Origin of the sequence: Antarcticimicrobium luteum (assembly GCF_004358185.1) — a bacterium.
Taxonomy (GTDB): Bacteria; Pseudomonadota; Alphaproteobacteria; order Rhodobacterales; family Rhodobacteraceae; genus Antarcticimicrobium; species Antarcticimicrobium luteum.
The window spans coordinates 50084-69620 of sequence record NZ_SMUV01000069.1; the positions used below are offsets into that span (position 1 = coordinate 50084).

Here is a 19537-nt window from a genome sequence, read left to right on the forward strand (position 1 = left end):
GCGCCGGGATGGCGCCGCGCGCGGCCCGCGCCCACGAGGTCACGCCGACGATCGCCGACATGCGGGTGACGGACGGCATCCTGACCCTCGATTTTCGGCTGAACGCCGAGGCCTTTGTCGCGGGCATCGATCTGGACGGGCTGGGCGACACCAACGACTCCGGCAAATCGGACAGCTACGACAGCCTGCGGGCGCTGGCACCGGGGGAGTTCGCCCCGCGGCTGCGTGCCTTTGCCGAGAGGTGGGCCGGGCAGATCGCTGTCACCGGCGCCGGGCCGGTTGATCTGCGGGTGACCGGGGTCGCCGTGCCGGAGGTCGGCGACGCGGCGCTGCCGCGCGCCTCGCATCTGGTGCTGGAGGGCGCGGTGCCGCCGGGCAGCGAGACGCTGACGCTGGCCTGGCCGGGCGGCGCCGGCGATCTGGTGCTGCGTCAGCAGGGGGTGGAGGATCCCTATACCGGCTATGTCGCGGGGGGCACCGCGACGCCGTCGATCCCGCTGAAGGGCGGGTCGGTCCTGTCCGGCTGGCAGGCCTTTGGCCAGTATGTGCCGGTGGGCTTTGCCCATATCCTGCCCAAGGGGCTGGATCATATCCTGTTCGTGCTGGGGCTGTTCTTTCTGTCCACCCACTGGCGGGCGCTGCTGTGGCAGGTCAGCGCCTTTACCCTGGCCCATACGCTGACGCTGGCGCTGGGCGCGCTGGGGGCGGTGAGCGTTCCGGCCGGCATCGTCGAGCCGCTGATCGCGGCCTCGATCGTCTATGTGGCGGTCGAGGATATCGTGAGCGGGCATCTCAACCGTTGGCGGCCGGTGATCGTCTTTTGCTTCGGGCTGTTGCACGGGCTGGGCTTTGCCAGCGTGCTGGGCGAGATCGGGCTGCCGCAAAGCCAGTTCATCCCGGCGCTGCTGGGCTTCAACATCGGCGTCGAGATCGGCCAGCTGACGGTGATCGCGCTGGCCTTTCTCGCGGTGGGATTGTGGTTCGGGCGCAAGCCCTGGTACCGCGCGCGGATCACCGTGCCGGCCTCGGTCGTGATCGCGGCGATCGGCAGTTACTGGTTTGTGGAGCGAGTGTTCTTGTAAATCCGCGCCGCTCAGCCCATCGCGCCGGTGAGCGCCTTCAGCGCCGCCAGCGGGTCGTCCTGGCCCCAGATTTCGTCGCCGATGCCGAAGAAATCGGTGTGCGGCGCCAGCTCGGCGACGAGGCCGGGGGTCAGGCCGCCCTCGGCCACCACCGGCAGCTCGATCATCTGCGACCACCACTGGAACAGCTCGGGCTCGGCCCGGGTGCCGTCGCCGAGGGCGCTGACGCCGACCGGGCCGAAGCTGACGTAATCCGCGCCGGCTTCTCCGGCGGCCATGCCGTCATGGCGCGAGGTGCCGCAGAAACTGCCGACCACGGCGTCTGGGCCGAGGGTCTTGCGCGCGGCCCGGACCGAGCGGCCGGCGTCGCTGAGATGCACACCGTCGAGTCCCAGCCGCTGAGCCAGCAGCACGTGATCGGTGATCACCAGCGCGATGTCGCGCTCATGCGCCAGTTCGCGCAGGCTGTCGGCGGCATGCGCGATCTCGTCCTCGTCGTGGCTGGCCATGCTCAGCCGGATGCAGGCGACATCGGCCCCGTCGAGGACGCGGGCGAGGGTGCCCGGAAAGGATTCGAGCGCGAAGGCGGGGGGCGTGATCAGGTAAAGCTGCGGCTGCTCGGGGGCGTCCATGGCGGCGGTCCTTGGTTGGTTTCGCGCCGGTGTAACGAATTGCCGCGGCGAAGGGAAGATTCCGCCTCGGGCTGGGATATTTTGGGTGAAAGGAAGCGGGCGGCTTGCCCCCCATGTCCCACGGCAGTAGAGCGGGGCGGGTTTTTCGGCCGGCGCGCGGCCAGATTTTCCACCAGATGTCCGACAAGGAGCCGACATGCCCAGTGCCACCCCTCAGCCCGCCTTTGTCCTGGTGCGTCCGCAGATGGGCGAGAATATCGGCGGCGCCGCCCGCGCGATGTGGAATTTCCGGCTGGACCGGATGCGGCTGGTGGCCCCGCGCGACGGCTGGCCCAACCCCAAGGCGGTGGCGATGTCGAGCGGGGCGGGGCGGCTGCTGGACGAGGCAGGGCTTTATGACGATGTGGCCGGCGCGGTGGGCGATTGCTCTTTCGTCTTCGCCACCACGGCGCGGCAGCGCGGGCTGACCAAGCCGGTCTACAGCCCGGAACGGGCGATGCAACTGGCCGCCGAAAAGATCGCGGCGGGCGAAAAGGTCGCGGTGCTGTTCGGGCCGGAGCGGGCGGGGCTGGAAAACGACGATGTGGCGCGGGCCAATGCGATCATCTCGGTGCCGGTGAACCCGGAGTTCGCCTCGCTCAACCTGGCGCAATGCGTGCTGCTGACCGGCTATGAGTGGCGCCGTCAGGTCGGCGAGGTCACCCATGAGACCGTCGAGATGGCGCGCGCCGACTGGGCCAGCGGCATCGAGATGGAGAAACTGGCCGAACATTACGAGCAGCGGCTGGAGCAGGCCGGATTCTTTTTTCCGCTGGAAAAGGCGGAGAACATGAAGCTGAACCTGCGCAACCTGTGGAGCCGGATGCGGCTGACCCGGGCCGATGTGCAGATGCTGCACGGGGTGATGCGGCAGATGGTGCGCTGGAAAGAGCGCGGCGACTGACCGTGTTCGGGCCCGGGTTCGGGCCCGGGTTCGGGCCCGGCCGCCGCGCTGGAGGCGGTGCAGGATCGGCGGCCCTCAGCGACCCTTGTAGATGATGGTGCCGTCGGGGGTTACCCGGAGAACCTCGTTCGGATCATAGATGCGCTGTTGTGGCGGGTTCGGCCGGTTGGGTGTCGTCGGTCGCTGCACCTTTGGCTGCTTGCGCGGCCGGGGCTGCACCCGTGGCTGCGGTTTCGGCTGGACCCTGGGATGAGGTTGCACCCGGGGCTGCACCCGAGGCTGGGGGTGGATACGGGGGCGCGGGGGCGGCTGATGCCAGTGCGGCGGCGGCTGATGCCAGTGCGGCGGCGGGGGAAACACCCGTGGACGTGGCGGCCGCGGCAGGATGAAGATGGGCGGCGCGGGCGGGGCCGGGCGGAACAGCGGCCGGTCGACCAGATAGGTGAAGAACACCCAGAGCATCAGCCCGTCGGGGGTGCGCACCTGGGCCCAGTCGCCGACCCGGGTGATGATCTGCAACCGGGTTCCCGGCCTCAGTACATGGTGGGTGCGAAAGCGGGTGCCGGGGCCGATCCGCGCGTTCAGGTAAATGCCGTCGCGGACAAAGAGGTAGGCATCGGCACGGGCATCATTGGCGCTGAGCGCCAGCCCGGCGGCGAGGATCAGGGCGACGAGGACAGAACGCAACATATTGGCCCTCCCAGACCTTTAGGCCGCAGCGCGCGCGGACGCCTTCTGGTTTCAGAATATCAGAAGGCGCCGGGTCTGAAACAGCGCGCATGCGCGCATGCGCCGCTTTTCGCCGATCGCTTCGGGGCCGGACCGGCGCGGCATCGGGTCGCCGGCGCAGGCACCGGCCTTGCGCCCCGGGGCGGTGCGAATGCATTGTCCTGCCCGGCGGCCCGGTCTACATGGGGTGCACAGTGACGGACAGCAGCAGGCAGGGCGACGGCATGGCAGTGAAACGCTCCATTTTCGAAGAGGTCGGCGCGGCGGAGGCCCCGGCGGATCGCGCGGCGCAACCCGGCGCGATCGACCGCGGCCGGCGCGGCGCGCGCAGGGGCATCCGCGCCTGGCTGATCGTGATCTTTGTGCTGGTGGCGGCGATGATCGCGGTGGGCGGACTGACCCGGCTGACCGACAGCGGCCTCAGCATCACCGAATGGCGCCCGGTCACCGGCGCGGTGCCGCCGATGAGCGAGGCCGACTGGCAGGCCGAATTCGACAAGTACAAGCAGATAGATCAGTGGCAGATCCAGAACCGCTGGATGGAGCTGGCGGATTTCAAGGCGATCTACTGGTGGGAATGGAGCCATCGGCAATTGGGCCGGCTGATCGGGCTGGTCTGGGCGCTGGGCTTTTTCGGCTTCCTGCTCGCGCGGCGCATCCCCAAGGGCTGGACCGGGAAACTGATCATTCCCGGCGCGCTGGGCGGTTTGCAGGGCGCCATCGGCTGGTGGATGGTCGCCTCGGGCGTCACCCAGGGGCAGGGGATGACCTCGGTTGCCTCTTACCGGCTGGCCACCCATCTGGGGCTCGCCTTTGTCATCCTCGGGCTGATCGCCTGGTACGTGTTCCAGCTGGGCCGCGAGGAGCGCGACCTGATGCAGGCACGGCGCGGGCGCGAGGCAAAGCAGTTCAGCCTGGCCACCGGGCTGATGCATTTCGCCTTTCTGCAAATCCTGCTCGGGGCGCTGGTGGCGGGGATCGACGCCGGCCGATCCTATACAGACTGGCCGCTGATGGGGGGGCAGGTGATCCCGCCCAAACCCTTCATGATCGAGCCGCTGTGGAAGAATTTCTTCGAAAACCCGGGGTTGGTGCAGTTCATCCACCGTGTTTCCGGCTATCTGCTGCTGATCTTCGGCGTGGTGGTCTGGCTGCGCGGGCGGCGCTCGGCCCATGCGGCGACGCGGCTGGCCTTCAACGCCGCCTTTGCGGCGCTGCTGGTTCAGGTGGCACTGGGGATCGTCACCGTGCTTTATGCCGCCCCGGTCCATGCGGCGCTCACCCATCAGCTTGTCGCCGTGCTGGTCTGGGTGCTGATCATCCGGGCGCGTTTCCTGTCACAATATCCCATCCCCAGATCCATCCGCGAGGGCTGATCCATGAGCGCATATGAAGACCTGATGCGGTTCGAGCATGACACCCAGGCGCTGGCGCAGGTCGCCGGCCGGCTGGGCTGGGACCAGGAGACGATGATGCCGCGCGGCGCCGCCGATCAGCGCGGCGAGGAGATGGCGGCGATCGAGGGCGTGCTGCATGCCCGCCGGATCGACCCGCGCATGGGCGATTGGCTGGCGCAGATCGACGATGCCACGCTGGATCAGGTCGGGCAGGCGCAGATGCGCCACATCCGCAAGACCTATGCCCGCACCATGAAGATCCCCGCCGATCTCGCCACGAAGCTGGCCAGGGTGACCAGCCGGGCACAGGGCCTCTGGGCGCAGGCGCGGGCGGACGAGGATGTGGCGGCCTTCCTGCCGGTGCTGGAAGAGGTCGTCGCGCTCAAGCGCGAAGAGGGGAAGGCGCTTGCCAATGGCGGCGATGTCTATGACGCCATGGTCGACGATTACGAACCCGAGATGACCGCGGCCGAACTCGCCGCGATGTTCGACGCCATGCGCCCGCGTCTGGTGGCGCTGCGCGCAGCAGTGCTGGCGGCAGAGCCGCCCAGGGCGTTGAGCGGGCATTTCCCCAGCGAAATGCAGATGGAGCTGACCCGCAAGCTGGCGGTCACCTTCGGCTATGACATGCGCCACGGACGGGTCGACAAGGCGGTGCATCCGTTCAGCTCCGGCTCGGGCCATGATGTGCGGATCACCACGCGGACCAACGAGCTCGACCCTTTCAACTGCTTCTATTCGACCATCCATGAGGTCGGCCACGGCTGCTACGAACAGAACATCGACGACGCCTATCTGCTGACGCCCCTGGGCGGCGGGGTGTCGATGGGGGTGCATGAAAGCCAGAGCCGGATCTACGAGAACCAGCTCGGCCGCTCGCGCGCCTTTACCGGCTGGCTTTACGGCCAGATGCGCGACAGCTTCGGCGACTTCGGCATCGACAGCGAAGACGAGTTCTATCGGACCGTCAACCGGGTGCACGACGGCTATATCCGCACCGAGGCGGACGAGGTGCAGTACAACCTGCATATCATGCTGCGCTTCGATCTGGAGCGCGCGCTGATGGCCGGAGATCTGCAGGTGGCCGATCTTGAGGCGGCCTGGAACGACCGGTTCAGCGCCGATTTCGGCTATGCGGTTGACAGACCGTCGAACGGCTGTCTGCAGGACGTGCACTGGTCGGTGGGGCTGTTCGGGTACTTCCCGACCTACAGCCTCGGCAATGTCTATGCCGGTTGCCTGCACGAGGCGTTGCGCAAGGCGGTGCCGGATCTGGACGATCAGCTGGCCCGAGGGGAGACCGGCGGCGCCACCGCATGGCTGCGCGACAACGTGCAACGGCACGGCGGCCTCTTCCGCCCCGCCGAGGTGATCGAACGGGCCAGCGGCAGGGTGCCCGGTCCGGAGCCGCTGTTGACCTATCTGGAGGCGAAATTCGCCGCGCTTTACGGGGTGTGACGCCGGGGGCTGGGTGTCGGCATGCTCTGAATGGATGTCCGTTTTACCGGATTTTTTCGGCATTAAATCGAATTACTTTCGGGATGGGTCAAATGGCGGGTCACAGGGGGCAAAGGTCTTTGCCTGACCGTCCAACTCTCCTAAACCCGTCGGGACGAGCAACAGAACATGACCGGATTGGCAATGGATATGCCCAGGGATCAGGAAACCGTCGATCTTCTGGTGATCGGCGGCGGCATCAACGGGTGCGGCATCGCGCGGGACGCGGCCGGGCGCGGGCTGTCGGTGACGCTGGCCGAAATGGGCGATCTGGCCTCGGCCACCTCGTCGGCCTCGACCAAGCTGTTCCATGGCGGGCTGCGCTATCTCGAATTCTTCGAGGTGCGGCTGGTGCGCGAGGCGCTGCGCGAACGCGAGGTGCTGCTGCGCGCGATGCCGCATATCAGCTGGCCGATGCGCTTTGTCCTGCCGGTGCACCGCGACATGCGGTTCGAGGCGGGTACGCCGACCTCGCGGCTGCTGACCCTGTTCATGCCCTGGATGCGGGGGCGGCGGCCGGCCTGGCTGATCCGGCTGGGACTGTTCCTTTACGATCACCTGGGCGGGCGAAAGATACTGCCGGGCACCCGCACGCTGGACCTGAGCCGCGATCCGGCCGGTGGAGCGATCAAGGACAAGTTTCTGAAAGCGTTCGAATATTCCGATTGCTGGGTGGAGGATTCGCGCCTTGTGGCGCTGAACGCCCGCGACGCGGCGGCGCGCGGCGCGACCATCCTGACCCGCAACAAGGTGACCGGGGCCCGGGTCGAGGACGGCCTGTGGACGGTGACCATCGAGGACCGGCCGCGCGGCGAGACCCGGACAATCCGGGCGCGGATGCTGGTCAATGCCGCCGGTCCCTGGGTGGGCGCGGTGATCCGCGACACCGTCCATCTGGAACCGCGCGAACGGGTGCGGCTGGTGCGCGGCAGCCATATCGTGACCCGGCGTCTTTTCGATCACGACAAAAGCTATTTCTTTCAGGGGACGGACGGGCGGATCATTTTTGCCATCCCCTATGAGACGGATTTCACCCTGATCGGCACCACGGATGCCGATCACGACGACCCCGATCGTGCCCCGGTCTGCACCGAGGCCGAGCAGGACTATCTTCTGGCCTTCGCCTCGGAGTATTTCAAGGCACCGGTGACGCGCGAGGATATCGTCTGGACCTATTCCGGGGTGCGGCCGCTTTATGACGACGGGTCGAGCTCGGCCACGGCGGCGACGCGGGACTATGTGCTGAAGCTGGACCGGCGCGCGGGCGCGCCGATGCTCGACGTATTTGGCGGCAAGATCACCACATATCGTCGTCTGGCCGAATCCGCGCTGGCAAAGATCGCGCCGGTCTTTGCCGGGCTCGGTGGCGACTGGACCGCCGGCGTGCCGTTGCCCGGCGGCGATTTCCCGGTGGGCGATGTCGACCGGCTGATCGCGGAATTGCGCACCGCCTATCCCTTTCTGAGCGATCGCTGGGCAAGGCGGCTGATCCGGGCCTATGGCACCGAAGCGGACGGGATGCTGGGCGCGGCGCGGTCGCGCTTGGATCTGGGGCGCGATTTCGGCGCCGATCTGACCGAGCGCGAGGTCCGCTGGCTGATGCGCGTCGAGTTTGCCCGGCGAGCTGAGGATGTGGTCTGGCGGCGCAGCAAGCTGGGGTTGCGGATGACGGCCGATGAGACCGCGGCGCTGGACCGCTGGATGCAGGAGGTCGCGGCGGAGGGTGGCGCGGGGTGACAGGAGATATTTCTTTTTTCGCCGAAAAATTGACCAAAGATGTGAAAGCCGCCCTATAAATGATCACATGAGCCGGGCGGGCGCCGTGTCGCGGACCCCGGTAATGGTCTGTGCGTCGGGGTCCGTGCATGGATCGTGATCAGGACCTGGACCCGGAGGTTTCCCGTGACATCCCTCGCGCAGATCGACATGCCGCTGGCGCGCCCGGTTCAGCCGCGCGCCGAGGGCGCGCTGCATCTGTCGTCCAAACGACTGGACGCGCGCAGCGTGATCGACGGGTTCCGCTGTTCGGGCGCGATGAAGGCGTTGTTTCCGCGCAGCGCCGGCGCGCTTGAGGCGATCATGATCAACAGTTCGGGCGGGCTGACCGGCGGCGACCGGATTGCCGTCCGGGCGCGGGCCGGGCGGGACACGGATCTGACCCTAACCACCCAGGCGGCCGAGCGTGCCTATCGCGCCAGCGACGGCGTTGCCCGCGTCGAGACCCGGCTGGAGGCGGCGGCGGGCGCGCGGCTGAGCTGGCTGCCGCAGGAGCTGATCCTGTTTCGCGGCGCCTCGCTGGACCGCAGCCTGCGTATCGAGCTTGCCGCCGATGCGCGGCTTTTGATGGTGGAGCCGGTGCTGTTCGGGCGCGGCGCGATGGGCGAGGTTCTGGACCAGGCGCGGCTGCGCGACCGGATCGAGATCCGGCGCGATGGCCGGCCGCTCTATCGCGATGCGACACGGTTGGAGGGCGATCTGGCCGCCCAACTGGCCCGTCCCGGCATCGCCGGCGGCTGCGCCGCGATTGCGAGCCTTGTCTTCATCGACCCGGCCGCCGAGGCGCATCTGGATCAGGTCCGCGCGCTGCTTCCCGAAACCGGCGGCGCCAGCCTGCTGCACCCCGATCTTCTGGCGGTTCGCCTGCTCGCCCACGACGGGTTCGAGCTGCGCCGTCACCTTCTGCCGATCCTCGACCGTCTGAGCGGCGAGACCCTGCCAACGTCCTGGAGGCTGTGAGACGATGAACCTGACCCCGCGCGAGAAGGACAAGCTGCTGATCGCGATGGCCGCCGAGGTGGCCCGCAAACGGCTGGCGCGCGGCGTCAAGCTGAACCATCCCGAGGCGATAGCGCTGATCACCGACGCGGTGGTCGAGGGCGCCCGCGACGGGCGCAGTGTCGCCGACATGATGGAGGCCGGCGCCCAGGTCATCACCCGCGACCAGTGCATGGAGGGGATCCCCGAGATGATTCACGAGGTGCAGGTCGAGGCCACCTTTCCCGACGGCACCAAGCTGGTGACGGTGCACGATCCGATCCGCTGACCCTGTGCTGACCAGACATGACTGACACCCATTCCTTCCGAACCGAAAAGGATCCTGTGATGAAAGCATTTTACCTTGTCGCCGCCGCCGCCATGATGGCCAGCCCCGCCCTGGCGCATGTGGGCGAGCGCCTTCACGTGCATGAAACCGATGCGCTGCCGCTGATGCTGGGTCTGGCGACGATCGCCGCGGCGGTCGGCCTGGGCGCCCTGGTGCGGGTGCGCAACAGGTGATCCCGGGCGAGCTGTTCCCAGCCGAGGGCACGCTGACTCTCAACGCGGACCGTGAGGCGATCACCCTGATGGTGGCCAATACCGGCGACCGTCCGGTTCAGGTGGGCAGCCATTACCACTTTGCCGAGGCCAACCCGGCGCTGTCGTTCGACCGCGACGCGGCACGGGGCATGCGGCTGGACATCGCCGCCGGCACCGCGGTGCGGTTCGAGCCGGGCCAGCGCCGCGAGGTCAACCTGATCCCGGTCTCCGGGGCGCGGCGGATCTTCGGGTTCAATCAGAAGGTGATGGGAGATCTCTGACGCCCGGTGTCGGTACGCAGGGGTCTGCGGCCGAATCGAAGACAGAGCGCAACCGAATTGACCGCGTTTGACCCCGCGCGGCAGCCAAGACTGAGGAGGACCGGCAATGCCACTGAAACTGGAAGGATCCTGCCGGTGCGGCGCCGTGCATTTCTTGGTCGAGAGTCACACGCCGGTGCCCTATCAGCATTGTTATTGCTCGATCTGCCGCAAGACGGACGGCGGCGGCGGGGCGGCGATCAATCTCGGGGCCAATGCGGACAGCCTGACGGTCAGCGGCCGCGACGCGGTCGGCATGTTCCGGGCCGAAATCGAGCGGGACGGGGTCTGCCGCACCTCAAGCGTAGAGCGTCATTTCTGCACACGCTGCGGCAGCGCCCTTTGGGTCTTTGATCCGGGCTGGCCGGATCTGGTCCACCCGTTTGCCAGCGCCGTGGACAGCGATCTGCCGCGCGCGCCGGAACGGGTGCATATCTTTCTTGCCGAAAAACCGCTCTGGGTTCCGGTGCCGGATGGGCCGGAGGAAATCCATTTCGCCGGCTATCCGGAACTGTCTCTCGCGGACTGGCACAAGACGCACGGCCTCTGGGTCGACTGAAGGAGAACTGAGGATGCCCGCAACGATTTCCCGCGCTTCCTACGCCGCCATGTTCGGCCCCACCGTGGGCGACCGGCTGCGGCTGGCCGACACCGATCTGATCATCGAGGTCGAGCGTGACCTGATTGCCGAGCGCGCCGGCGCCGCGCTCAGCGGCGGGACCGGCGTCAACGCGCTCTCCTACGGCGAAGAGGTCAAGTTCGGCGGCGGCAAGGTGATCCGCGACGGCATGGGGCAATCGCAGGTGACCCGCGCCGGCGGCGCCGTCGATACCGTCATCACCAACGCGCTGATCCTGGACTGGACCGGCATCTACAAGGCCGACGTGGGCCTGAAATCCGGGCGCATCGCCAAGATCGGCAAGGCCGGCAACCCCGACACCCAGCCCGGCGTCGATATCATCGTCGGCCCCGGCACCGAGGTGATCGCCGGCGAGGGCAGGATCCTGACCGCCGGCGGTTTTGACAGCCATATCCATTTCATCTGTCCGCAGCAGATCGAGGATGCGCTGCATTCCGGTCTGACCACCATGCTGGGCGGCGGCACCGGCCCGGCGCATGGCACGCTCGCCACCACCTGCACCCCCGGGCCCTGGCATATGGGGCGGATGCTGCAGGCCGCCGATGCCTTTCCGATGAATCTGGCCTTTGCCGGCAAGGGCAACGCCTCGCTCCCCGCGGCGCTGGAGGAACAGGTGATCGGTGGCGCCTGCGCCCTGAAGCTGCACGAGGACTGGGGCACCACCCCGGGCGCGATCGACTGCTGTCTCTCGGTCGCCGACGACATGGACGTGCAGGTGATGATCCACACCGACACGCTCAACGAATCCGGCTTTGTCGAGAACACCGTCGCTGCGATGAAGGGCCGCACGATCCACGCCTTTCACACCGAGGGGGCCGGCGGCGGCCACGCGCCCGACATCATCAAGATCTGCGGCGAGGAATTTGTCCTGCCGTCCTCGACCAACCCGACGCGTCCGTTCACGGTGAACACGCTGGAAGAGCATCTGGACATGCTGATGGTCTGCCATCACCTGGACAAGTCGATCCCCGAGGATGTCGCCTTTGCCGAAAGCCGGATCCGCCGGGAGACTATCGCGGCCGAGGACATCCTGCACGACATGGGCGCGTTTTCGATCATCGCCAGCGACAGCCAGGCAATGGGACGGGTGGGCGAGGTATTGATCCGCACCTGGCAGACCGCCGACAAGATGAAGAAACAGCGCGGGCGGCTGGCCGAAGAGACCGGCGACAACGACAACCTGCGGGTCCGCCGCTATATCGCAAAATACACCATCAACCCGGCCATCGCCCACGGAATGAGCCAGGAGATCGGCAGCATCGAGGAAGGCAAGCGCGCCGATCTTGTGCTGTGGTCGCCGGCGTTTTTCGGGGTGAAACCCGATATGGTGCTGCTGGGCGGCACAATCGCCATGGCGCAGATGGGCGATCCCAACGCCTCGATCCCGACGCCGCAGCCGGTCTATTCGCGGCCGATGTTCGGCGCCTATGGGCGCAGTGTCGAGAATTCCGCCGTCACCTTTGTCTCGGATGCGGCGCTGGCCTCGGGCATCGGTGCGCGGCTGGGGCTGGCCAAGGACACGGTGGCGGTGCGCGGCACCCGCGGTATCGGCAAGTCTGCGATGAAGCTGAACGACGCCACCCCGCATATCGAGGTGGACCCGGAAACCTATGACGTGCGCGCCGATGGCGAGTTGCTGACCTGCCAGCCGGCCGAGGTGCTGCCGATGGCGCAGCGGTATTTCCTGTTCTGACATGGCGTCCCGCGCGCCATGGCGAGGCATGGGCGCGCTGGACCGCGCCCGCACCCGTTGCAACACCGAGGATGACCGAGATGACTGATTTACCCCTGGCGCAAAACCTGCATCGCAAGGGCGACTGGTCCGGCGCGGCGGACAACGTCCTGCTCGACTACGACGGCCGGTTCCTGCGCCGCAAACGGCTGGTGAGCGGGGCAGGGCGCCCCTTTGTCGTCGATCTGCCGCAGACGACCTCGCTGGAGGAGGGCGACGCGCTGGTGCTGAGTGACGGCACACTGGTCGAGGTGCGCGCCGCCGGCGAGGAGATCCTGATCGTCACCGGCGAGAGCCTGCCGCGCCTGGCCTGGCATATCGGCAACCGCCACACGCCCTGCCAGATCAAGCTGAATTGCCTGGTGATCCAGCGCGATCCGGTGATCCGACACATGCTGGAGCATCTGGGCGCAGAGGTGACCGAGGCGGTGGGCGCCTTCACGCCCGAGGGCGGCGCTTATGGCCACGGCCGCACCCACAGCCATGAGCACGGGCACAGCGCCCATGCGGGATGACGCGCAGCTTCTGACGCTGGCGCAATGGCTGTCGCCGGCCTATCCGGTGGGGGGATTTGCTTATTCCCACGGGCTGGAAAGCGCGGTGCGCGCGGGCTGGATCGCCGATGCCGGCGGCCTCGAAACCTGGCTCGAGGATGTTCTTGAGCATGGTTCGGGGCGGGCGGACGCGATCTGGCTGCACCTGGCGCACCGCTGCGCGGATGGTGATGATCTGATGGCGCTGGACGATGAGGCGCGCGCCTTTGCCCCAGCCCGCGAACGCCTGCGCGAGGGCGCGCGGCAGGGCGCGGCCTTTGCCCGCACCACGGGCGAGGTCTGGGGCCTCGATCTGCCCGATCTGCTGCTGCCGCTGGCCCTGGGGCGGGCGGCACGGCTGATGGGGATGGCGCCGGGCCCGGTCGCCGCGCTCTATCTGCATGCCTTTGCGGGCAACCTCGTCGCGGCGGCGCAGCGGTTGATGCCGATGGGCCAGACCGCCGCGCAGCGGGTGCTGGCCGGGCTGACGCCGCTTTGCGCCGCTGTGGCCGAGGCCACGGCGACCGCGGATCTGGACGATATCGCCTCGACCGCCTTTCTGTCGGACGTGGCGGCGATGACCCACGAAACCCTGGAGCCGAGGATATTCCAGTCATGACCCAGATGAACGGCCCGCTTCGCATCGGCATCGGCGGCCCGGTCGGCGCCGGCAAGACCACGCTGACCGCCCGCCTCGCCGAGGTGCTGAAGGATCATTATTCGATCGGCGTGATCACCAACGACATCTACACCCAGGAGGACGCCGAGGCGCTGATGCGGATGCAGATCCTGCCCGCCGACCGCATCATCGGGGTCGAGACCGGCGGCTGCCCGCATACCGCGATCCGCGAGGACGCCAGCATCAACCTGGCCGCCGTGGCCGAGATGCAGGCGCGGCACTCGGATCTGGAAATCGTGCTGATCGAATCCGGTGGCGACAATCTCTCGGCCACGTTCAGCCCGGAACTGGCGGACCTGACACTCTATGTGATCGACGTGGCTGCGGGCGAGGAAATCCCCCGCAAGGGCGGCCCGGCGATCACCCGCTCGGACCTGCTGGTGATCAACAAGACCGATCTGGCCCCCTATGTGGGCGCCTCGCTGGAGGTGATGGCACGGGACGCGGAAAGGATGCGCCGCGGGCGGCCCTTCGTCTTTGCAGCGCTGTCACGGGCGCGCGGGGTGGACGAGATTGTCGGTCAGATCCTTGATCTGGCCGGTCTGCCGGCGCTGGAGCGCGTTGCAGGATAGGGCTGGGACGGCGGTGTCGGGGCGGGCGCTCAGCCCGCCGGTTCCAGCCCGCACCAGTCGGCGATGAACAGCGCGGTGGTCTGGGTCACCCGCCGCACGCTGTCCAGATCGACCCGTTCGTTGAACCCGTGGATCGCCTCGGCCTTCGGTCCATAGACCAGCGCAGGGGTATCCGCATAGAGGCCGAAGAACCGCGCGTCCGTGGTGGCGGTGATTGCCGCCTTGTCGAGCGTGGTATCGGTCACCGCCTGATGGGCCCCCTCGAGCGCGCCGATCGCCTGGCCGGCGCGCGCGCTGGTGTCCTGCGACAGCGCATAGCCCTCGGCGTGAAAGCCGTGATAGACGATCTCGGGCGTGTTGTTGCGCAAAAAGGCATGTTCGCGCGCGGCCTGCCGCAGCACCGCCTCGATTTCTTCCTTGGCGGTCTCGATGTCCTGGCCGGGAAACAGCCCCATACGGACGTCAAAGACGCACCATGCGGGCACCGAACTGGCCCAGTCGCCGCCCTGGAACTTGCCGACATTGAGGTTCAGCGCGTGATCGTGATGGGCGTAATCCGCGTGCCGGCGTTCCGGCGCGTTCCAGCGGTGCTCCATCTCGTGCAGCGCCGCGATCAGCGGGATCGCCGCCTCGATGGCGTTCGATCCGCTGCCCGCATAGGCCACATGTGTCGGCAGCCCCTTCAGATGCACCTGAAACCAGATCACCCCGAGTTGCGCGGTCACGAGCGACTCGGCAAAGGGTTCGGGGATCAGCGCGGCATCGGCGCGATAGCCGCGTTGCAGACAGGCCAGCGCGCCGTTTCCGGTGCATTCCTCCTCGACCACCGACTGGAAGAACACATCCGCCGCCGGCTGCATCCCGCATGCGCGCAGCGCGTCCAGCGCAAAGAGGTTCGAGGCCAGCCCCGCCTTCATGTCGCCGGCGCCGCGCCCGTACATCCAACCGTCGTCCACGCGCGGCTCAAACGGCGGCGTGTCCCACATGTCGAGCGGCCCCTCGGGCACCACGTCGATATGGCCGTTGAGGATCAGCGAGCGGCCCTTCCCGGTGGCCGAGCGGTGGCTGCCCACCACGTTCACCGCGTCCTCGTAATTGCCGATCACCGGGGAAAACCCGGGCATATCGCAAATGTCGTTCACGTCGATCTGCCAGCGGTCCACGTCCATCCCGCGCTCCGCCAGTTCCTTCGCCATGAAGTCCTGCGCGCTCTGCTCGTTGCCGCGGGTCGAGGGATGGGCGGTCAACTCGGACAGGAACTGCGTCTCGACCTCGAACAGATCGTCGACGGCGCTGAGAATGCGGGTGCGGGTGGATGCGTCCATGGTCTCTCGTGGTCCTTCAGAAACGGGGCAATTCGCCCCCGGGCAGGGTCAGCGGCGCGCCGGTGGCGGCGATTACCTGATCGACCTCAAGCCCCTCGGCGATCTCGCGCAGGGCAAAGCCGTCGGGGGTCACGTCGATCACCGCCATGTCGGTAAAGATGCGATCGACGCAGCCTCGCGCGGTCAGCGGCAGGGTGCAAGCCTCTAAAAGCTTGGGCTGTCCGGTGCGGTCGGTGTGGGTGGTCAGCACCACCACCCGGCGCGCCTTTTGCGCCAGCTCGATCGCGCCGCCCGCGCCGGGCGAGAACCGGCCGGGAATCTTCCAGTTGGCCAGATCGCCGCTCTGGGCCACCTCGAAGGCGCCCAGCATGGTCAGGTCCAGCCGACCGCTGCGCACCAGCGCAAACGAGGTGCCGCTGTCGAAATAGGCGCTGCCGGGGATTGGCGAGACATAGGCGCCGCCGGCGTCGATCAGGTTGCGGTCGGCGCGCTCGGGCGGCAGGCTGGGGCCAATCCCGGTCATGCCGTTTTCGGTATGCAGGCAGAAGGGAAAGCCGGAGGGCAGGTGATCGACCACCTTTGTCGGCAGGCCGATACCGAGATTGACCACCATGCCCGGCGCGATTTCCTGCGCGGCGCGGGCGATCATGCGGGCCTTAGCGTCGGACAACGCCATACTCCTCGGAAATGGATTGCAGTTCGACCACGCGGTCGACAAAGGCGCCGGGGGTGTGCACCTGATCGGGTGTCAGCCCGCCCAGCGGCAGCACGCGCTCGGCCTCGGCGATCACCAGATTGGCGGCCATCGCCATCATCGGGTTGAAGTTCCGCGCGGTGGCGGCATAGGCCAGATTGCCGAAGGCGTCGGCCCGGTCCGCATGGATCAGCGCCGCATCGGCGCGCAGCGCCCGTTCCAACAGGGCGGGGCGGCCATCGACCTCGACCACCTGCTTGCCGCGGGCCAGTTCGGTCTCCATGCCGATGTCTGTCAGGATCCCGCTCAACCCCGCACCGCCGGCGCGGACACGTTCGGCAAGGATGCCCTGGGCGCAGAATTCCACCTCCAGCTCCCCCGCGTTGAACATCGCCACCGCCCGGGGGTTGAGGCCGATATGGGTGGTGATCAGCTTTTCCACCAATCCGGCCGCCAGCAGGTGATCGACGCCCATCCCCTGTTCGTTGGCGTCGTTCTTGATCACGGTCAGCCCGCGCTTGCCCTGCCGCACCAGCTCGTGGATCAGCGTGAACGGCGTGCCGGGCACGCCGAAGCCGCCCAGCATCACCGTCGCCCCGTCCGGAATCGCGGCAACGGCCTGTTCCATCGCCGTGGTCTTGTCGGGCAGGGTGGTCATGCACGCACCGGCAGTGCCATCTCGCGCGCCATCGCCTCGAGGCTGTCGGTCAGCGTGGCCATGATTTCACCGATCTGCGCCTCGTTCACGATCAGCGGCGGCGCCACCATGAAGTGATCGCCCTCGATGCCGCCCCGGGTGCGGCGCGAATAGATGATCAGCCCGCGCTCATAGGCCAGATCGACCAGCCGGGTATAGGCGTTCAGCTCCTTCGGCAGCGGCGCCAAGGTGTCGCGGTCGCTGACCAGCTCGAAGGCCAGCAGCAGCCCCAGCCCGCGCACGTCGCCGATGAAGGGGAACCGGTCCATCAGCCCGGTCAGCCGCGCCTTTAGCAGATCGCCCATCGCGGCGGCATTGCCGACCAGATCGTTGCGGGCGATCTCGTCCAGAACGGCGCAGCCGGCGGCACAGGCCAGCGGGTTGCCCGCATAGGTATAGCCATGCAGAAAACCGCCGGCATCCAGCACCGCCTCGACCATGTCGCCGCGCGCCACCATTGCGCCCAGCGGCGCGTAACCGGCGGCAAACCCCTTGGACAGCGCGATGATATCGGGGGTGATGCCCCAGTGTTCGGCGGCGATGAACTTGCCGGTGCGGCCGGCGCCCGTCATCACCTCGTCATAGATCAGCAGGATGCCGAACTCGTCGCAGATCTCGCGGATGCGCGCGTAATAACTGTCGGGCGCGACCAGCGCTCCGGTCGAGGCGCCGCCGACCGGCTCCATGATGAAGGCGAGCACGCTGTCGGGCCCTTCGGCGAGGATCTTGTCGCGCAGCAGTTCGGCGTATTTCAGCCCGCGCTGGTCGTCGTCGAGGTTGTCGGTGTCGAGGTAACAGGTGGGCGCGGCGATCTTGGGCATCGCGCGCATCATCGGCGCAAAGGGCTTCGACAGCGGATCGTAGCCGGTCAGCGCCAGCGCACCCAGCGTCGAGCCGTGATAGGAGGGATAGCGCGAGATCACCTTCCAGCGGCTGTCCTGGCCTTGCGTCAGCGCATATTGCCGCGCCAGTTTGATCGCGCTTTCCACCGCCTCGGACCCGCCGGAGACGAAAAACACCCGGTCCAGCCCCTTGGGCATCAGGGCGGCGGTCTGCGCCGCCAGACGCTCGGACGCCTCGGTCTGGAAGTGCAGACGATAGCCGAATGTGGCCTTGTCCATCTGCGCCTTCATCGCGGCAAGGACGCGCGGGTTCGAGTGGCCGATATTGGACACCATCGCGCCGGACGAGCCGTCGATGTAGGTTTTACCCTCGGTATCGTACAGATAGATGCCCTCGCCGTGGTCGAGGAAGGGTCGCGGCTGGCGCGATTGATAGAAGAGGTGCGACATCACAGTCATTCTTTGTTTGAAGCCAGGTGCTTGCGGAGGAAATTCTTGGTGCGTTCGCTTTCGGGATTGCGGAAGATCACGCTGGGCGGCCCCTCTTCCACGACCACGCCCTGATCCATGAACAGAACCCGGTCGCAGACGCTTTCGGCAAAGCCCATCTCGTGGGTGACGATGATCATGGTCATGTGCTCTTCGGCGAGCTTCTTCATCACCAGGTTCACCTCTTCGACCAGTTCGGGGTCGAGCGCCGAGGTCGCCTCGTCGAACAGCATCACCTTGGGTTTCATCGCCAGCGCCCGGGCGATGGCGACGCGCTGTTTCTGCCCGCCGGAGAGCTGCGAGGGGTAATAATCGATCCGCTCAAGCATCCCGACCTTGTCGAGTTGTTCCTCGGCCAGCCTGTTGGCCTCCTCCTCGGAGAGGCCCTTGAGCATCCTCGGCGCCAGCGTGATGTTGCCGCGCACCGTCAGATGCGGGAACAGGTTGAAGTGCTGGAAAACCATGCCGATGTCCTGGCGGACCTGGTTGATGTGCTTTTCGTACTGGCGGTGCGGCAGGGTCTTGTTGACCTGGGTATCCTCCAGCCAGACCTCGCCGCCGGTCAGCGGATCGAGATCGTTGATCGCCCGCAGGAGCGTGGATTTGCCCGAGCCCGAGGGGCCGATGATCGCCACGATCTCGCCGCGGTTCACCTTGAGGCTGATGTCCTTCAACACCTCCAGCGCGCCATAGCTTTTCTGGGCGTGGCGGATGTCCACAAAGGGTTTCTCGTCACTCATGTCCATTTTCTCCCTTCGCGGTCAGCGGGCGGCCTGAATCCGGCGTTCGATCCGCCGCAGCACAGCCTCCATGCCGAGGTTGATGACGTAGTAGAACAGCGCCGCGATCACGTAGAATTCGAACGGGCGGTAGGTGCGGCCGATGGCCAGCTGGGCCGACAGCGTCAGCTCGGTCACCCCGATCACCGAGACCAGCGCGGAGTCCTTCAGCAGCGCGATCATGTTGTTCCCGATCGGCGGGATCACGTCGCGCACCGCCTGCGGGACCACCACCTTGCGCAGCGCCTGTCCCCGGCTCAGGCCCAGCGTTCGGGCGGCCTCCATCTGGCCCCTGTCGACGGCTACGATGGCAGTCTGGATCAGTTCGGAATTGTAGACCGCGAAATGCAGTCCCAACCCGATCACCCCGGCGACAAAGGCCGGCAGGTCGATGCCGATCTGCACCAGCCCGAAGTAGATCAGGAACAGTTGCAGCAGCAGCGGCGTGCCCATGAACAGCCACTCGAAGCCGCGGAACGGCAGCCGTATCAGAATCGGCGCATAGAGTGCGATCACGGCAAAGAAGATGCCGCCGAAGAAACTGAGCAGCGCGGCGCCCACCGTGATCGCGATGGTCCACAACGCGCCCAGAAAGATCACGTCGAGGTAGTCGGGAACAACTGAGAAATCCAGGCCCATGGCGGGCTCCTCCTATCCT

Annotated in this window: 22 protein-coding genes; 14 read left to right on the plus strand and 8 right to left on the minus strand. The window is 67.1% G+C overall.

What is annotated here, in order from left to right:
* The first annotated feature begins 8 nt into the window (after window positions 1–8).
* Complete coding sequence (locus E1832_RS14120) at window positions 9–1082, plus strand: HupE/UreJ family protein (protein ID WP_245513994.1); 1074 nt, start codon at window positions 9–11, stop codon at window positions 1080–1082.
* A gap of 11 nt (window positions 1083–1093) precedes the next feature.
* Here E1832_RS14120 and E1832_RS14125 read toward each other — a convergent pair whose 3' ends face one another.
* The gene (locus E1832_RS14125; protein WP_133360413.1) at window positions 1094–1714 is read right to left on the minus strand and encodes a thiamine phosphate synthase; all 621 of its coding nucleotides are present in this window, start codon (window positions 1712–1714) and stop codon (window positions 1094–1096) included.
* Between the two features lie 196 nt (window positions 1715–1910).
* On the opposite strand from E1832_RS14125, the gene E1832_RS14130 reads away from it, so the two are divergent.
* A complete protein-coding gene (locus tag E1832_RS14130; RefSeq protein ID WP_133360414.1) occupies window positions 1911–2657 on the plus strand; it encodes an RNA methyltransferase in 747 nt (248 codons plus the stop codon).
* A 75-nt stretch (window positions 2658–2732) separates the two neighbouring features.
* Here E1832_RS14130 and E1832_RS14135 read toward each other — a convergent pair whose 3' ends face one another.
* On the minus strand, window positions 2733–3347 hold the full coding sequence (locus tag E1832_RS14135; protein ID WP_133360415.1) for an SH3 domain-containing protein: 615 nt from the start codon (window positions 3345–3347) through the stop codon (window positions 2733–2735).
* A gap of 263 nt (window positions 3348–3610) precedes the next feature.
* On the opposite strand from E1832_RS14135, the gene ctaA reads away from it, so the two are divergent.
* The 12 genes from ctaA to ureG all read left to right on the plus strand — a co-directional run bounded on the left by ctaA (window position 3611) and on the right by ureG (window position 14053).
* Window positions 3611–4762, plus strand: coding sequence for a heme A synthase (gene ctaA / locus E1832_RS14140; RefSeq protein ID WP_133360416.1), 1152 nt, complete (start codon window positions 3611–3613; stop codon window positions 4760–4762).
* A 3-nt stretch (window positions 4763–4765) separates the two neighbouring features.
* Window positions 4766–6241: a carboxypeptidase M32 gene (locus E1832_RS14145; RefSeq protein ID WP_133360417.1), complete on the plus strand. Its 1476-nt coding sequence runs from the start codon at window positions 4766–4768 to the stop codon at window positions 6239–6241.
* Between the two features lie 168 nt (window positions 6242–6409).
* Window positions 6410–8017 carry a glycerol-3-phosphate dehydrogenase gene (gene glpD, locus E1832_RS14150; protein WP_245513995.1) on the plus strand — a complete coding sequence of 536 codons (1608 nt, stop codon included), beginning with the start codon at window positions 6410–6412 and terminating at the stop codon, window positions 8015–8017.
* 165 nt (window positions 8018–8182) lie between these two features.
* The gene (locus E1832_RS14155) at window positions 8183–9016 is read left to right on the plus strand and encodes an urease accessory protein UreD (RefSeq protein WP_133360418.1); all 834 of its coding nucleotides are present in this window, start codon (window positions 8183–8185) and stop codon (window positions 9014–9016) included.
* Window positions 9017–9020: 4 nt separating this feature from the next.
* A complete protein-coding gene (locus E1832_RS14160; RefSeq protein ID WP_133360419.1) occupies window positions 9021–9323 on the plus strand; it encodes an urease subunit gamma in 303 nt (100 codons plus the stop codon).
* Between the two features lie 59 nt (window positions 9324–9382).
* Window positions 9383–9556 (plus strand): hypothetical protein, encoded by a 174-nt coding sequence (locus E1832_RS22560; RefSeq protein ID WP_165978898.1) that lies wholly within the window; start codon window positions 9383–9385, stop codon window positions 9554–9556.
* A complete protein-coding gene (locus E1832_RS14165; RefSeq protein ID WP_133360420.1) occupies window positions 9553–9858 on the plus strand; it encodes an urease subunit beta in 306 nt (101 codons plus the stop codon). Before E1832_RS22560 ends, E1832_RS14165 begins: the two co-directional genes overlap by 4 nt.
* Before the next feature lie 106 nt (window positions 9859–9964).
* On the plus strand, window positions 9965–10456 hold the full coding sequence (locus E1832_RS14170) for a GFA family protein (protein ID WP_133360421.1): 492 nt from the start codon (window positions 9965–9967) through the stop codon (window positions 10454–10456).
* A gap of 13 nt (window positions 10457–10469) precedes the next feature.
* Complete coding sequence (ureC, locus tag E1832_RS14175) at window positions 10470–12230, plus strand: urease subunit alpha (RefSeq protein ID WP_133360422.1); 1761 nt, start codon at window positions 10470–10472, stop codon at window positions 12228–12230.
* 80 nt (window positions 12231–12310) lie between these two features.
* Window positions 12311–12784 (plus strand): urease accessory protein UreE, encoded by a 474-nt coding sequence (locus E1832_RS14180; RefSeq protein WP_133360423.1) that lies wholly within the window; start codon window positions 12311–12313, stop codon window positions 12782–12784.
* Window positions 12753–13421: an urease accessory protein UreF gene (locus E1832_RS14185; protein ID WP_245513996.1), complete on the plus strand. Its 669-nt coding sequence runs from the start codon at window positions 12753–12755 to the stop codon at window positions 13419–13421. The genes E1832_RS14180 and E1832_RS14185 overlap by 32 nt, the downstream gene beginning before the upstream one ends.
* Window positions 13418–14053 (plus strand): urease accessory protein UreG, encoded by a 636-nt coding sequence (ureG, locus tag E1832_RS14190; protein WP_133360424.1) that lies wholly within the window; start codon window positions 13418–13420, stop codon window positions 14051–14053. Before E1832_RS14185 ends, ureG begins: the two co-directional genes overlap by 4 nt.
* A gap of 29 nt (window positions 14054–14082) precedes the next feature.
* Here ureG and E1832_RS14195 read toward each other — a convergent pair whose 3' ends face one another.
* The 6 genes from E1832_RS14195 to E1832_RS14220 are packed head-to-tail and all read right to left on the minus strand — an operon-like array spanning window position 14083 to window position 19518.
* Window positions 14083–15378 (minus strand): ArgE/DapE family deacylase, encoded by a 1296-nt coding sequence (locus E1832_RS14195; protein ID WP_133360425.1) that lies wholly within the window; start codon window positions 15376–15378, stop codon window positions 14083–14085.
* Window positions 15379–15394: 16 nt separating this feature from the next.
* Window positions 15395–16048 (minus strand): 3-oxoacid CoA-transferase subunit B, encoded by a 654-nt coding sequence (locus tag E1832_RS14200; protein ID WP_245513997.1) that lies wholly within the window; start codon window positions 16046–16048, stop codon window positions 15395–15397.
* Entirely contained in the window at window positions 16035–16730 is a 696-nt protein-coding gene (locus tag E1832_RS14205) for a CoA transferase subunit A (RefSeq protein WP_133360426.1), read from the minus strand. Before E1832_RS14205 ends, E1832_RS14200 begins: the two co-directional genes overlap by 14 nt.
* Complete coding sequence (locus tag E1832_RS14210; protein ID WP_245513998.1) at window positions 16727–18061, minus strand: aminotransferase family protein; 1335 nt, start codon at window positions 18059–18061, stop codon at window positions 16727–16729. Before E1832_RS14210 ends, E1832_RS14205 begins: the two co-directional genes overlap by 4 nt.
* A gap of 5 nt (window positions 18062–18066) precedes the next feature.
* A complete protein-coding gene (locus tag E1832_RS14215) occupies window positions 18067–18840 on the minus strand; it encodes an amino acid ABC transporter ATP-binding protein (protein ID WP_133360428.1) in 774 nt (257 codons plus the stop codon).
* 21 nt (window positions 18841–18861) lie between these two features.
* A complete protein-coding gene (locus tag E1832_RS14220) occupies window positions 18862–19518 on the minus strand; it encodes an amino acid ABC transporter permease (protein WP_133360429.1) in 657 nt (218 codons plus the stop codon).
* Window positions 19519–19537 lie beyond the last annotated feature (19 nt).